The following is a 14946-nucleotide window of genomic DNA, read 5'->3' on the forward strand; positions in this document are numbered from 1 at the left end:
CCGTCCCCCGCGCCTGTGCTCGCGATGGCTCCCGCTAGAACGGCGAGCGCGACGATCAGAGATTGCATGGGCTCTGATCCGTAGCGACCTCGATGTTGGAGAGCAACAGCTCTGCGGTGTCCGGAGCTAGCTCGAATTCTGCGTCCCAAGCCACGGCTTGCCCGGTCAACTGCTCGCCGTCTGACCTGACGGTTTCCACGGAGGTCGCGTCCAAACAGACGATAAACCGTGCGCTCGAGGTGTCTCGGCCGGTGAGTTCGATTGCGCTGACGCTGGGCACGCCGCGACTGGTGGCGCCGGTGTCGAGGATGTCCTGGATTTGCGCGGAGTACTCATCCGCGAAACTGTCCGTGGCTATCCCGCTGAAGTCGTCCGGGCGCGCTTCCCCTCGCTCGAACTGCTGCTCGGCAACGGTATAGAACGAGTTCAACGAAGCCGTCGCTTCGGCTAGCAGATCCTCGTCGGTCGCGACCGGTTCCGGCGGCGAGCAGCCGACGAGAGCGAGCGCTGCGACCGCTGCGAGCGCGAGACCTGATCCGAGCCTGGCGAGCATGCGGGCAGGTTACGCGAACGGCCGCACCGAGGGCCCGCGCTCTCCACAGCGGCGACGCGCCGCACCCACCCAGCCGCGCTTGACGCATCCGCCCACCACGTTCTACTGTCAACAGTCGGACACGCGCATCGTCCGAGAGATCCACTGCAAAGGAGCAGTCCATGAACCTGTACTCGTTGCTGCAGCGCCGAGCCGAGAGCGCAGGGCCCATCCGGGTCGGCGTCATCGGTGCCGGCAAGTTCGCCTCGATGTTCCTCACGCAGGCCTCGGTCACGCCGGAGTTCCACGTGGTCGGCGTCGCCGACATCAACGTGCCGAAGGCCAAGGACGCGCTCGCCCGCACGGGCTGGAGCGCTGACCGCTACGCCGCCACGAGCCTCGACGAGGCAGCGCGCACCGGTCTCACCGCCGTGATCGACGACTCGATGGCGCTCATCAAGCACCCGTCGGTCGAGGTCATCCTCGAGATCACCGGCAACCCGATCGTCGGCACCGACCACGCGGTCGCCGCGATCGACAACGGCAAGCACGTGATCATGGTCAACGTCGAGGCCGACTGCATGGTCGGCCCGCTGCTGCAGCGCCGCGCCGCGGCCGCCGGCGTCGTCTACTCGATGGCCTACGGCGACCAGCCCGCCCTCATCAGCGAGCTCGTCGACTGGTGCCGCACGGTCGGCTTCGACGTGGTCGCGGCCGGCAAGGGCACGAAGTACCTGCCCGAGTACCACTACTCCACGCCCGACACCGTGTGGGACCACTACGGCTTCACCGACGAGCAGCTCTCGTCGGGCGACTTCAACCCCAAGATGTTCAACTCGTTCCTCGACGGCACGAAGTCGGCGATCGAGATGGCGGCCGTCGCCAACGGCACGGGCCTCACGCCGCAGCTCGAGGGCCTGCACTTCCCGCCGGCCGGCGTCGACGACCTGCCGCACATCTTCCGCCCGCGCGAGATCGGCGGCCAGCTCGACCAGCGCGGCACGGTCGAGATCGCGTCGAGCCTGCACCGCGACGGCACCGAGGTCGAGCGCGACCTGCGCTGGGGCGTCTACGTGACCTTCGAGGCCAAGACGGACTACGCCGTGCAGTGCTTCGCCGAGTATGGCGTCAAGACCGACGAGACGGGCCGCTACGGCTCGCTCTACCGGCCGTACCACATGATCGGCCTCGAGCTCGGGGTCTCGATCGCGAGCGCCGTGCTGCGCGGCGAGGCCACCGGCGCCCCCACGGGCTTCCGCGGCGACGTCGTCACGACGGCCAAGCGCGACCTGAAGGCCGGCGAGACGCTCGACGGCGAGGGCGGCTTCACCGTCTTCGGCAAGCTGCGCCCCGCGAGCTTCTCGCTCGAGCACCGCGCGCTGCCGCTCGGCCTCGCGCACGGCGCCAAGCTCATCCGCGACGTGCCCAAGGACCGCTCGGTCACGTGGGACGACGTCGACGCGGATGCGTCGCTCGCGGCCGTGCGGTTCCGTCGCGAGCTCGAGGACGAGTTCCGCAGCGAGCACGCGGTCACGATTCGATAACCGTCGCGTTCTACTGTTGACAGTAGAACGCGGAGACGGTTCACTCTTCCTCAGCAGCACTGTCGCCGCCCACTTCGCAAAGGAGCGAAACTCATGCCCCGACTGATCGAGAAGATCATGGGGACGCTCGACACGATCGTCCAATGGCTCTGCGTGGCCTTCCTGGCGGTCATCACCGTCGCCGTCACCTGGCAGGTCATCTCCCGCTACGTCACCCGCGACTCCGCCTCGTGGACCACCGAGGTGGCCGCGCTGTCGTTCGTGTGGCTGTCGATGCTCGCGATCTCGCTCGGCGTGCGCCAGGGCCGGCACATGGTGCTCGACATCTGGGAGTACGCGCCGAAGCACCGCTGGCTGCGCGTCACGATCACCACGATCGCGAGCGCCCTCGTGCTCTTCACGCTCGGCGTGCTCGTCTTCTACGGCATCGACGCGCTCCCGAGCGCGCTCCGCCGCAACATGCCCGGCATCGACCTGCCCTTCGGCTACATCTCGCTCGCCGTGCCCGTGGGCGCCGGCATCTCGGCGCTCTTCGCGATCGAGGCCTGGTGGAAGCTCGTCCGCAACCCCGACCCCGACGTCGACCCGCTCCCGTCGAAGGTGCTGTTCCAGTCCGATGAGGACGTGCTCGTGAAGGGTGAGGTGTAACCCATGGGTCCTCTGCTGCTCGGCAACTTCGTGGGAGCGATGCTCCTGCGCGTCCCCATCGGCTTCGCGCTCGCGCTGGCCTCGATCATCACCCTCTGGCTCGTCACCGACACCCCGCTGACGATCGGCGCCCAGCGCATCGTCGCCGGCATCACGCCGTTCGCGCTGCTCGCCATCCCGCTGTTCATCCTCGCCGGCGGCATCATGAACGCCGGCGGCATCACGAAGCGCCTGCTGAGCCTCGCCGACTCGATCGTCGGCGGGATGCGCGGCGGGCTCGCGCAGACCAACGTGCTGTCGGCGCTGTTCTTCGGCGGCATCTCGGGCTCGGCCGTCGCCGACATCTCGAGCCTCGGCCGCATCCTCATCCCCGCGATGAAGGCGCGCAACTACCGCGCCGCCTACGCGGCCGCCGTCACCGCCGCCGCGCCCATCGTGGCGCCCATCATGCCGCCGTCGATCACGATGATCGTCTACGGGGTGGTCTCGGGCACCTCGATCGGCGCGCTCTTCTTCGCCGGCATCATCCCCGCGATCCTCTACATCGCGATGCTGATGGTCGCCGTGCACCTGACGGTGCGCAAGCAGGGCTTCACCGACGAGATGATCGCCAACACGACCAACCTCGAGATGATCGGGAAGACGCCGAAGGAGGAGCGGCCGAAGTTCTGGCCGTCGCTCGTCGGCTCGCTGCCGGCGCTGCTGCTGCCGCTCATCATCCTCGCGGGCATCCGCTTCGGCTGGTTCACCGCCACCGAGGCCGCCGCGGTCGCCGTGGTCTACGCGCTGCTCGTCGGGCTCTTCGTCTACCGCGAGCTGACGTGGAAGAAGCTCGTCACGGCCTTCGCCGAGTCGGGCCTCATGGTCGGCCTCATCATGCTCGTGCTGGCCGCCGCGCAGCTCTACTCGTGGGCGCTCACCTCGGGCGGCGTGCCGCAGGCGGCGGCGGAGGCGATCTTCGGCTTCACCGACAACCTCGTGGTGCTGCTCATCCTCGTCAACATCATGCTGCTCATCGCCGGCATGTTCATCGAGGCGAACGCGGCGCTCATCATCATCACGCCGATCCTGCTGCCGGTCATGACGTCGCTCGGCGTCGACCCGGTGCACCTGGGCATCATCATCGTCGTCAACCTCGGCATCGGCCTCATCACGCCGCCCGTGGGCATCGCGCTGATGCTGTCGGCCGAGATCTCGAAGGTGAAGTTCATCTCGGCGATCCGCGCCTCGTGGCCGTTCCTGCTCGTCGGCCTGATCTACATGCTCCTCATCACCTACATCCCGCAGATCTCGCTCTGGCTGCCGTCCGTGCTGCTCGGCGAGTGATCGCACCCACCAGAACCACCAAGGAAGGAAGCACCATGCGCACCACCAAGCTCCTCGCGGGCGTCGGCATCGTCGCCCTCGCTCTCGCAGGCTGCTCGACCGGCGGGGCCGCCCCGACCGAGTCGGGCGACGCAGGCACCGGCGACTCGGGCGAGACGTACACGCTCGTCCTCGGCCACGCCGGCTCCACCACCGACCCGCGCCAGTGGGCTGCCGAGCAGTTCGCCGAGCGGATCGAAGAGGCGACCGACGGTCGCGTCACCGTCGAGGTCCACTCCGACTCGACCCTCGGCACGTGGGAGGAGATGATCGACGGCCTGCAGATCGACAGCGTCGACATCGTCATCGAGTCGATGCTCTCGGTCGAGGCCTACACCGACCTCGCCTCCGTCGAGACCGCCCCCTTCCTCTACGAGGACGAGGAGCAGTTCTTCGAGGTCTGGGGCGGCGACCTGGGCGACGAGATCAAGACCGCGGTCACCGACGCCTCCGGCTACGCGCTGCTCGGCGACATGTACCGCGGCCCGCGCCAGCTCACCACCAAGGAGCCGGTCACGGAGCTCAGCGACGTCCAGGGCCTCACGATCCGCACGCCCTCCGCGCAGACGATGCTCGACACGTGGAACGCCCTCGGCGCCCGCGCGGAGGCGCTCGCGTTCAACGAGGTCTACTCGGCGCTCGAGTCGGGCGTGCTCGACGGCCAGGAGAACCCGCTCGACGCGATCCTCTTCAACTCGATCCACGAGGTCGCGCCCAACATCGCCGAGACGAACCACATGTTCGCCAACTACCACTTCATCATGTGGGACGAGGCGCTCCAGGGCTACCCGGAGGACATCCGCGAGGCGATCCTCGAGGTCGCTGACGAGGTCGGCGAGGAGTACACCGACAACACCGTCGCGAACATGGCCGACTACCGCGAGCAGCTCGAGGAGGCCGGCGCCGAGTTCAGCGAGGTGACCGACCGCGAGGCATGGGTCGAGGCGACGCAGCCCGTCGTCGAGGGCCTGCCCGACCAGGTGCAGACCTGGGTCTCGCAGATCCGCGAGATGTGATCCACGGCGGGGCCCCGTCCGCGGGGCCCCGCCACCCCACCCCACGCATCCACCCCGTCGCACCGAGCACCCAGGCGGTGCGACACCACCCCCGGCGCCCCCGCGCATCCGACATCTCAGGAGAGAGACACCATGAACCTGCACGAGCTGCTCAAGGAGCGCGAAGCAGAGGGCCAGCCGATCCGCGTCGGCCTGATCGGCTCCGGCCGGTTCGGCACGATGTACCTCTCGCAGGCCCGCAACATCCCCGGCGTGCGCGTGCTCGCCATCGCCGACATCAACACCGCCCGCGCCCGCGAGTCGCTCGCCCGCGTCGGCTGGCCCGAGGGCGACATCGTCGACTCGGTCGACGACCTCACCGACGGCAAGACCGCGGTCATCGCCGACGCGATGGACCTCTTCCGCACCGACATCGACGTGATCGTCGAGGCGACCGGCAACCCGATCGTCGGCATCAGGCACGCCCTCGCAGCCATCGACAGCGGCAAGCACGTGATGATGGTCACCGTCGAGGCCGACGCGCTCGCCGGCCCCGCGCTCGCGAAGCGCGCGAAGGAGGCGGGCGTCGTCTACTCGATGGCGTTCGGCGACCAGCCCGCGCTCATCTGGGAGCTCGTCGACTGGGCACGCACCTCGGGCTTCGACGTCGTCTGCGCCGGCAAGGGCGCCAAGTACCTGCCCGGCTACAACCAGATGAACCCCGACAACGTGTGGGACCACTGGGAGTTCTCGGACGAGCTGAAGCAGTCGGGCCAGCTCAACCCCTACATGCACACCTCGTTCCGCGACGGCACGAAGGCCGCCATCGAGATGGCTGCGGTCGCCAACGCCGCAGCGCTCGTGCCGAGCGACGAGGGCCTCAGCTTCACGCCCGGCAACCTCGAGGAGATCGCCACGGTCTGCCGCCCGAAGGAGGTCGGCGGCGTGCTCTCCCACGAGGGCACGGTCGACGTGATGTCGAGCTACACCCGCGAGGGCGACTGGATCCCCCACAACACCCAGGAGGGCGTGTTCGTGGTCGTGAAGGCGACGAACGACTACGTTTCGGGCTGCTTCCAGGAGTACCCGTGGCACCCCGACCCCACCGGCCAGTACGCCGCGCTCTACCGCCCGTACCACTACGTCGGCCTCGAGCTCAACGTCTCGATCGCCAACGCGGTGCTGCGCGGCATCGCGACCGGCACGGCCGTGGGCTTCACGGCGGATGTCGTGGCGACGGCGAAGAAGGATCTCGCGGCGGGCGACACGCTCGACGGCGAGGGCGGCTTCGCGGTCTACGGCAAGCTCGTCTCGGCCCGCACCTCGGTCGCCGAGGGCTACCTGCCGGTCGCGCTCGCCCACCACGTGCCCCTGAAGCGCGACATCGCCGCCGGCGAGAGCGTGCGCTGGGACGACGTCGAGATCGACGACTCGCTCGCGCAGGCCATCGAGCTGCGCCGCGAGACCGAGGCGCTCGCGGCCGCGTCGGCGCTGTGAGCAGGCTGTCATGACCCGTTCGCTGAGCCTCCTCGGGCTCGGCGCGATGGGCCTGCCGATGGCGCGCAGGCTCGCCGCGCGATCCGGTGAGGGCGGCGGTGCGCTGACGGTCTGGAACCGCAGCGCACCGCGCGCCCAGGCGCTCGGGCTCGAGACCGGCGCGACCGTCGCCGCGACGCCCGCCGACGCCGCCCGCGAGGTGGTGCTGACGGCGCTGCCCGACCTGCCCCAGGTGCGCGTCGTGCTCCAGGGCCCCGACGGCCTGCTGGCCGGCTGGCGCGCCGCGGGCGTCCGGCGCCCCATGCTCGTCGTCTGCGGCACCGTGTCGCCCGTGGCGCTGCGCGCGCTGGCCGACGAGCTGGCCACGGCGGATGTGCCGGGCGGCGTCGAGGTCGTCGACGCCCCGATGTCGGGCGGCGTGCTCGGGGCCGCCGAGGGGCGCATCAGCTTCTTCGTCGGCGGCACCGAGGCCCAGGTCGCCGAGCTCGCCGAGCTGCTCGCGCCGTGCGCCTCGCGGGTGACGCGGATGGGCGGCACGGGCACGGGCGCGATGGCCAAGCTGTGCAACCAGCTGGTCGTCGCCGAGACGATCACCGCCCTGTCGGAGGCCTTCGCGCTCGCCCGCGCGGCCGGCATCGACGCATCCACCCTCGCCGACGCGCTCGGCTCGGGCCTCGCCGCGAGCGAGGTGCTGCGGCAGAAGCGGCACCACTGGGTCGACGAGTCGTTCGAGGCCGGCGGCTCCATCGACTACCAGGTGAAGGACCTCCGCTTCGCGCGCGAGGCCGCCGACGAGGCGGGGCTCACGCTCGACGCGGCCCGCACCGCCCTCGCGCTGTTCGAAGCCGCATCCGACGCCGGCGACGGCGCCCTCGACCACTCCGGTGTCTACCGCACCATCATCCGAACCAAGGAGCAGCCATGACCGACGCACCGCTGGTCGTCACCGCCATCTTCCGCCCCGTCCCGGGCGCGCGCGAGCAGGTGCTCGCCGCCATGGAGCGCGTCATCCCGCGCGTGCACGAGGAGGCCGGCTGCAACCTCTACGCGATCCAGGAGGCCGAGGACGGCACGATCGCGATGATCGAGCACTGGAACTCCGCCGCGCTGCTCGACGCGCACGGCGCGGGCGAGCCCGTCGCCGACTTCAACGCCGAGCTCGAGGGCCTGCTCGCGAGCCCCGTCGAGGTCGTGCGCTGGACGCCCATCCCGATGGGCGACGCGCGCAAGGGCGTCGTGCTGCCATGACCCCGCCCGCAGGCCTGCCGCAGCGCCTCGGCTGCTCGACCATCTCGTTCCAGCACCTGCCCCTCGAGGGCGCGCTGGCCGAGATCGAGCGCCTGGGCTTCGCCGAGATCGACCTCGGTGCGTTGCCCGGCGTCTGCGACCACGTGCCCTTCGAGCTCGACGACGCCGCGATCGCGTCGGTCGCCTCGAGCATCGCCGCGAGCGGCCTGCGCGTGCGCAGCGTCAACGGCGACGTGGGCGCCTTCAACGATCCGGGGGCGGATGCGTCGGCGCAGGCCGCGCACGTCGACCGGCTGCTCGCGCTCACCGCGGCCGTCGGCGCCGACGCCCTCGTGCTGCCGTGCGGCGCGCTCGGCCACGAGCCGCTCGACTCGCTCGACGCCGACCTGGAGCGGGTCGCGGCCGCGCTCGCCCGGGCGGCCGACGCGGCCGCGGCCCCCGGGGTCGAGGTGTGGGTCGAGTCGCTGCACTTCCTCCGGCTCTGCTTCGACCGCGAGCGGGCGGAGGCGCTGCACGCGCTGCTCGCAGGCAGCGGCGTGCGGCCGATCCTCGACGTCGCCCACGTGGTCGCCGCTGGCGACGACCTGCCGGCGACGATCCGCGCGTGGGGCGCCGACATCGCCCACGTGCACCTGCGCGACGCGGTGCCGGGCGAGTTCTCGCGGCCCATCGGCGCCGGATCGATCGACTTCCCCGCGGCCTTCGCGGCGCTCGCCGACATCGGCTACGCCGGCGGCTTCGCACTCGAGCTGCCCTCGCGCGCCTACGTCGACGACGCGACGGGCGCCATGGACGACGCCGCTCGCGCCGCCCGCGTCGACGCGATCCGCGACGCGGCCGCGCGCATGGCGCCGCTCGTCGCGGGCCTCGACCTCACGCATCCGTCTCTGACCACCGAGTCTCTGACCACTGAAGGAGCATCATGACCGAGCGCACCCAGCGCACCGCCGTCATCACCGGCGCCACCTCCGAGCGCGGCATCGGCATGACCGTCGCCGATCGCTACGCGCGCGACGGCTGGGCCGTCGTCATCCTCGACCTCGACGGCGAGCGCGCCGCGCAGGTCGCCGCCGAGATCGGCGAGCGCCACGGCGTGCCCGCCTTCGGCGCGGCCGTGAACGTCGCCGACGAGGACGCGGTCGCCGCCGCGCAGGCGGCCGTCCAGGCCGAGGTCGACGCCGGCCGCCTGCCCGCGGTGGGTGCGCTCGCGAACATCGCCGGCATCACCTCGCCCGTGCCCTTCCTCGAGACCGACCTGGCGCTCTGGAACAAGGTCATGGCCGTCAACGCGACCGGCACCTACCTCGTCACGAAGGCGTTCCTGCCCGGGATGCTCGAGGCCGGCTGGGGCCGCATCGTCAACATGTCGTCGGTGTCGGCGCAGCGCGGCGGCGGCGTCTTCGGCAAGGTGCCCTACTCGGCCGCGAAGGCCGCGATCCTGGGCTTCACGAAGGCGCTCGCCCGCGAGATCGCGTCGTCGGGCGTGACGATCAACTCGGTCACGCCGGGCGCGGTCGACACGAACATCCGCGTCGGGGCGACGCCCGAGTCGGAGGCGAAGCTCGCCGCCGACATCCCGATCGGCCGCGTCGCGACGACCGAGGAGATCGCGGGCGTGTTCGCGTTCCTCTCGAGCGACGACGCCGCCTACCTGCAGGGGTCGAACATCGACATCAACGGCGCGAGCCACCTGCACTGACCGCCCTGCCGGCCGCACCCGCGGCCGGCTCCGCCCCCGGCTCGCGCCGGGACAACCCAAGGAAGTGCTCGGGTACCGTGATCGACATGACGATGGAAGCGCAGTTCCGATCCCTCGGATCGATCGAGCGCGTCACGCGGCGGGAGCTCATCCTCGACCGGCTGCGCTCGGCCGTCACGAGCGGCGAGCTCGCCCCCGGCACCCATCTCGCCGAGACCGAGCTGAGCACGTCGCTCGGGGTCTCGCGCGGCACGCTCCGCGAGGCGCTGCGGCACCTCGAGGAGGAGGGGCTGCTGTCCAAGGATGCGCGCGGCCGGCTCTCGGTGCGCGTCGTCACGCCGGCCGAGGTGCGCGAGATCTTCGACGTGCGCTTCGCGCTCGAGTCGGCGGCCGCCGAGGTCGTCTGCGAGCGCGAGGACCTCGCCGACGTCGTGCCGCAGCTGCGCGCGGCCCTCGAGCGGCTCGAGGAGAGCGAGGACGTCGGCATCGCCGAGCAGGTCGCCGCCGACCTCGCCTTCCACGAGGCGCTCTGCACCGCGAGCGGCAACCGCACGCTCGTCGAGTCGTGGCGCCGCGTGAGCGGGCTCGCGCGCGCCGTGATCACCGCCGCGGGCCGCGAGACCGCGATCGCGAACATGTCGGCGGCCCGGCACGCGCCGATCGTCGAGGCGATCGCGAGCGGCGACGCCGCCCACGCCCGCGAGGTGCTGCGCGAGCACAACACCTCGGCCCGCGACAACATCGTCGCGCGCATGGAGGCGGCGCTGGCGCGCTGAGGCACCTGCGCTGGTCGAGCCGCGCGGCGCAGCCGCGCGAGTCGAGACCGGCCCGCATCCTCCCGGCTCCGTCGGCGACCGCTGTGGAATGCTCTCCCCATCGAGGCAGGAGGCCGACCATGGCGCTGGATGAAGTCGGCACGATCTACGCCGCGATCGGCGTCGCGACGCTCGCCGCCGCGCTGCTGCCGCGCGTGCTGGGGCGCGTGCCCGTCTCGATGCCGATGGTCTTCGTCGCGGCCGGCATGATCGCGTTCGCGCTGCTGCCCGACCTGCCCGAGCCCGACCCGATGGAGCAGTCCGGCTTCGCGCTGCACCTGACCGAGCTGTGCGTGATCGTGTCGCTCATGGGCGCCGGGCTCGCGGTCAACCGACGCGTCGGCTGGCGGCGATGGTCGACGACCTGGCGGCTGCTCGCGATCACGATGCCGCTGTCGATCGTCGCCGTCGCGCTGCTCGGCTGGGCCGGCCTCGGGCTGGGGATCGCGAGCGCCATGCTGCTCGGCGCCGCGCTCGCGCCGACCGACCCCGTGCTCGCGACCGAGGTGCAGGTGAGCGAGCCGATCACCGACGACGAGGACGCCGACGACGACGAGGCTCGGTTCGCGATCACCTCCGAGGCGGGGCTCAACGACGGGCTCGCGTTCCCGTTCACCTACGCGGCGATCGCGGTGAGCCTCGTCGGGATCGCGCCGTCGGCGTGGCTCGGGGAGTGGCTGCTCGTCGACGTCGGGTGGCGGCTCGTCGTCGGCGTCGCCGTGGGGCTCGGCGCCGGCTGGCTGCTGCGGCGCCTGTTCTTCTCGTCGTGGGCCGACGGGCTGGGGCTCACCGAGAAGGCGGAGGGGTTCATCGCGCTCGCCGCGACCTTCCTCGCCTACGGGGTCGCCGAGATGGCCGAGGGCTACGGGTTCATCGCCGTGTTCGTGTGCGCGACGACGATCCGCGCGGCCGAGAGCACGCACGGCTTCCACGCGGTGCTGCACAAGTTCGTCGAGCAGATCGAGCGGCTGCTGACCGTCGCGGTGCTCGTGCTGCTCGGCGGCGCGATCGCGCGCGGGCTGTTCGAGTCGCTCGAGCCGGCCGACATCCTGCTCGTCGTCATCCTGCTGTTCGTCGTGCGGCCGCTCACGGGCTGGCTCGGGCTCACGCCCGGGAAGACGGGCCCGCGCGAGCGGGGCGTCATCGCGTTCTTCGGCGTGCGCGGCGTCGGCTCGCTGTTCTACATCGCGTACGCGCTGCAGGAGGGCGACTTCCCCGACGGGGAGCGGCTGTGGGCGATCGCCGGGGCGGTGATCGTCGGGTCGATCCTCGTGCACGGCGTCGCCGCGACGCCCGTGATGCGCTACCTCGACCGCGTGCGCGAGCGGCGGGCCGAGCGGAACGCGGGGCCGACGCAGGCGACGCCGGTCTGAGGGGCGCCGCGGCTCGCCGCGAATCGGTACCGGAGGCCGCGTGGTCGGGAGTGGTCTCGACTCGCGCGGCTGCGCCGCGCGGCTCGCCGAAACGTTTGACGCGGTCGACTTCGTCGGGCGCTGGCAAGACGTTCGCAGGATAGGTCCGCGCTGACCTCGGTGCTCTTGCGAGGTGCGCCCACCCCTGGGCTGACCTCGCGCCGCTCAATTCCTCGCGGCGTGCGCGAGCGGTGAGAACGCGACATTTGACGTTGCGCCGAGCACGGATGTCAGCGGCACACGTTAGTCTCGTCAAAGGGCGCTGGAGAGTAGCATCGGGGGATCACATGGCAGGCCAAGCAACTTCTTCAAGAAATGAAGAATATCGAATCCAAGACCTCGTCGGGATGGTCCGGAACGGTGTGATTCGTATCCCCCAGTTCCAGCGCGCGTACAGGTGGGACTCTACGGATGTGCTCGCACTATTTGACAGCATTCTGCGCGGCTACCCGTTTGGGAGTCTGCTGCTATGGCGGAAGAGTGCCCCGTCGGCGGAGTTGACAATCGGAGCAATGCGAGTGCGCGCCAACCGGTCGTCCGATGCGCTGTGGGTTGTTGACGGTCAGCAACGCGTAACTAGCCTAGTGAACGCCGTGGATCCCGAAGCCTCGCGCGACGAGCGATTCGCGCTTCATTACTCGCTCACGAAGCACAAATTCATTCTTTCGCGAGACGCTCGACCGGGCGACGCAATCCCACTGCCCGACCTGTTCGACCTAGGGCGAGCCTTTGCCTGGCTGCAGAGCAATCCGGATGCAGCTTCTTTCGCGGAGGAGATTCAGCGCGTCACGGGTCTGCTACGCGACGTCATCGTTCCTGCATCCGTCATTGCCGAGTCCGACGAGACGGTTCTCCGGGAGGTATTCGACCGAATCAATGCGGCCGGCCGGCGCCTGCGTGGCTCTGAGATATTTGATGCAATCCACGGTGCGACCGAATCGGTCGAAGGCAAGACGATCTCTATCCCGCACATTGCAGACCGGTTGGACGCGACGACGGGTTTCGGTCGGCTTCCAGATCAGACGGTCTATCAGGCAATCCTTGTCATCAGGCATCCTGATCTTACTCGGAATGTGCGAGCAGAGTTTAGCACTGAGCGAGACGTGGACCTGTCCTTCGCGGATGAAGACCAGGCAGCCGCGTATACACGAGGGGAGGAGGCACTTACTCGTACAATCAGATTTCTGCAAGAGATCGGGGGAGTACCTCATAGCAGCTTCGTCCCCTTCCGGTTTCATGTTCTGGTGCTCGCAAGATTCTTCGCTCATTTTCCAAGCCCGCATTCCCGCAATTTGGAATTGTTGAGCAGATGGCTCTGGCGTTCGACGGCGATGGCGGCGGTGCTCGGCTTCACTGGATCAACGGGCAATATCCGCCAGCTCGCTGGCCTGGTTCAGCCCGACTCTGAGTCAGAGTCAGTGCAGAGGTTGATTGTTGCCACGCGCCCGGAACTAGCGGTTCCCGTGCCTGATCCAGCAAAGTTCCGAACGAATAACTCCACTGGAAAAATGTTCTTGGGTGCCCTGTGGTCTCTGAAGCCCATAAATCCGGCGACCGGCGAGCCGATCACGGTTTCTGAGATCGCCGAGGTCGTGCTGGCCGACACGTCGCCCAAGGCAGTATTTATGCCCGTGCTCCCTAGGGGGCCCGCCCGCGATGCGGCGAATAGGCTGATCTCGGTGGTTGATCGTGACGAGTTCTTCGGCGATTTGAGCGCGTCGCATCTGTCTTCCCACCTGTTGGATGACGCGATGCTGCAGGCGATGGACGCGGGTGACCCGGTTTGGCTTGACGTGCGCCGTGAGCGACTCGTGGCACTGGTATCGGAGTTCTTGTCGGTGCGCGCCGGGAGTGAGCTCGACTTCAGTCCCCCTCTAAGCGATCTCGATCTGGACGAGGAGCCTGACGACGAGAATGGTGAGGACTCCTTCGAGGACGTTAGTCATGCCTGACCGATCACTCACCGCGAGGCACACGGTGTTCCTCGGTGAGTCGCGAGTCGGGTCGCTGCTGCAGCGAGACCACGCCAGTCGCTTTCTCTTTGATGAAGACTACTGGGAGCGGCCTGACCGAGGTGTCCTGGGACGCTGGTTTGAGGACAACCCTGGTGCATCGCCACAGGCGCAGATGAGACTGCCGCGCTGGTTCTCAAATTTACTGCCAGAGGGGCCGTTGCGCAGATTTATTGCGTTGGACCGCGGAGTAGCTGAAGACCGCGAGCTCCAATTGCTGCTGCGAATCGGGGATGACCTGCCGGGGGCGGTTAGGGTAGTCGAGGGTGAGTTCGAGGACTTAGCGGAGCACCTACTAGCGTCCTCAGGCGAGGCTACGCAAGAGCGCGGATCCGAGCAGCCAGCATGGAAGTTTTCTCTCGCCGGCGTCAGCATGAAGTTTTCGATGCTGAAGCAAGCCGATCGAATGACGCTCCCCGCGGTCGGCGAGCACGGAGACTGGATTGTAAAGCTTCCTGACTCGGTATTTCCGCACGTGCCGAGCAACGAGTTTTGGACGATGACGTTCGCCGGCTCGGTGGGGCTGGATGTTCCGACGGTGACTCGTCTGCACCGGGACGAGCTTCCGCGCCTGCCCGATGCGATGTGGCCGAATGGTGAAGAATGGGCGTTCGGGATCGAGCGGTTTGACCGAACGGTCGATGGACGACGCGTTCACATCGAAGATTTCAACCAAGTGCGCAATTTCGCCCCGTCCGATAAGTATGAGGGGTCGTTCGAGACGGTGGCCGCGCTCGCCTATAAGGCGGGTGATGAGAGATCGCTTCTCGAGTTTGTCAGGCGTCTCTCCTTCTGTGTGCTGGCTGGGAACGGCGACGCGCATCTGAAGAACTGGTCGTTCATATACAGGAACCCGATGAAACCCACGCTGTCGCCTGTATATGATTTGGTCTCCACGGCGGGTTATTGGGACTCCGCGCATCACGAGGATTTGGGGCTTCATTTTGCCCGGAGTCGTCGGTTCGGCAAAGTTTCTCGCTCCTCCTTCACGAGGTTGGCGAGGCGGCTGGGCGTGAACGCGGACCTGCTGACCGACGTAGTAGACGAGACCGTGGAGAGGTTTGTGGAAAATTGGTGCGGTTCGGACACCGAACTACTGCCCGAAGGGCCGCGAGCTTGGATCGAAAGTAGGCTTGGCGATGCAGCCTCGCGGCTGACTCGCGAGAGGTGATGTCTTCT

General features: G+C 68.9%; 14 protein-coding genes. 13 read left to right on the forward strand and 1 reads right to left on the reverse strand.

Annotated features, from left to right (window positions below):
* Positions 1–55: 55 nt before the first annotated feature.
* A complete protein-coding gene (locus MU522_RS05360) occupies positions 56–553 on the reverse strand; it encodes a hypothetical protein (protein WP_246992999.1) in 498 nt (165 codons plus the stop codon).
* Positions 554–714: 161 nt separating this feature from the next.
* Between MU522_RS05360 and MU522_RS05365 the strand changes: the two genes are divergently transcribed.
* The 13 genes from MU522_RS05365 to MU522_RS05425 all read left to right on the forward strand — a co-directional run bounded on the left by MU522_RS05365 (position 715) and on the right by MU522_RS05425 (position 14938).
* The gene (locus MU522_RS05365; RefSeq protein ID WP_128190214.1) at positions 715–2076 is read left to right on the forward strand and encodes a Gfo/Idh/MocA family oxidoreductase; all 1362 of its coding nucleotides are present in this window, start codon (positions 715–717) and stop codon (positions 2074–2076) included.
* Between the two features lie 93 nt (positions 2077–2169).
* Positions 2170–2724 (forward strand): TRAP transporter small permease, encoded by a 555-nt coding sequence (locus MU522_RS05370; RefSeq protein WP_246993003.1) that lies wholly within the window; start codon positions 2170–2172, stop codon positions 2722–2724.
* A 3-nt stretch (positions 2725–2727) separates the two neighbouring features.
* Positions 2728–4050 carry a TRAP transporter large permease gene (locus MU522_RS05375; RefSeq protein WP_246993007.1) on the forward strand — a complete coding sequence of 441 codons (1323 nt, stop codon included), beginning with the start codon at positions 2728–2730 and terminating at the stop codon, positions 4048–4050.
* Between the two features lie 35 nt (positions 4051–4085).
* On the forward strand, positions 4086–5105 hold the full coding sequence (locus tag MU522_RS05380) for a TRAP transporter substrate-binding protein (RefSeq protein ID WP_246993009.1): 1020 nt from the start codon (positions 4086–4088) through the stop codon (positions 5103–5105).
* Positions 5106–5237: 132 nt separating this feature from the next.
* A complete protein-coding gene (locus MU522_RS05385; RefSeq protein WP_246993012.1) occupies positions 5238–6581 on the forward strand; it encodes a Gfo/Idh/MocA family oxidoreductase in 1344 nt (447 codons plus the stop codon).
* Between the two features lie 10 nt (positions 6582–6591).
* Positions 6592–7506 carry an NAD(P)-dependent oxidoreductase gene (locus MU522_RS05390; protein ID WP_246993013.1) on the forward strand — a complete coding sequence of 305 codons (915 nt, stop codon included), beginning with the start codon at positions 6592–6594 and terminating at the stop codon, positions 7504–7506.
* Complete coding sequence (locus MU522_RS05395) at positions 7503–7829, forward strand: putative quinol monooxygenase (RefSeq protein WP_246993014.1); 327 nt, start codon at positions 7503–7505, stop codon at positions 7827–7829. The genes MU522_RS05390 and MU522_RS05395 overlap by 4 nt, the downstream gene beginning before the upstream one ends.
* A complete protein-coding gene (locus MU522_RS05400) occupies positions 7826–8755 on the forward strand; it encodes a sugar phosphate isomerase/epimerase (RefSeq protein ID WP_246993016.1) in 930 nt (309 codons plus the stop codon). Before MU522_RS05395 ends, MU522_RS05400 begins: the two co-directional genes overlap by 4 nt.
* Positions 8752–9528, forward strand: coding sequence for an SDR family NAD(P)-dependent oxidoreductase (locus MU522_RS05405; protein WP_246993017.1), 777 nt, complete (start codon positions 8752–8754; stop codon positions 9526–9528). Before MU522_RS05400 ends, MU522_RS05405 begins: the two co-directional genes overlap by 4 nt.
* An 86-nt stretch (positions 9529–9614) precedes the next feature.
* Positions 9615–10304, forward strand: a complete 690-nt coding sequence (locus MU522_RS05410; protein WP_225792618.1) for a GntR family transcriptional regulator — start codon at positions 9615–9617, stop codon at positions 10302–10304.
* Positions 10305–10423: 119 nt separating this feature from the next.
* Positions 10424–11716 carry a cation:proton antiporter gene (locus MU522_RS05415; RefSeq protein WP_246993018.1) on the forward strand — a complete coding sequence of 431 codons (1293 nt, stop codon included), beginning with the start codon at positions 10424–10426 and terminating at the stop codon, positions 11714–11716.
* 326 nt (positions 11717–12042) lie between these two features.
* Positions 12043–13707 carry a DUF262 domain-containing protein gene (locus MU522_RS05420; protein WP_281440024.1) on the forward strand — a complete coding sequence of 555 codons (1665 nt, stop codon included), beginning with the start codon at positions 12043–12045 and terminating at the stop codon, positions 13705–13707.
* The gene (locus tag MU522_RS05425) at positions 13700–14938 is read left to right on the forward strand and encodes a type II toxin-antitoxin system HipA family toxin (protein WP_246993019.1); all 1239 of its coding nucleotides are present in this window, start codon (positions 13700–13702) and stop codon (positions 14936–14938) included. The genes MU522_RS05420 and MU522_RS05425 overlap by 8 nt, the downstream gene beginning before the upstream one ends.
* The last annotated feature ends 8 nt before the right edge of the window (positions 14939–14946 follow it).

The sequence above is a fragment of the Agrococcus sp. SCSIO52902 genome, assembly GCF_022983135.1.
GTDB lineage: Bacteria > Actinomycetota > Actinomycetes > Actinomycetales > Microbacteriaceae > Agrococcus > Agrococcus sediminis.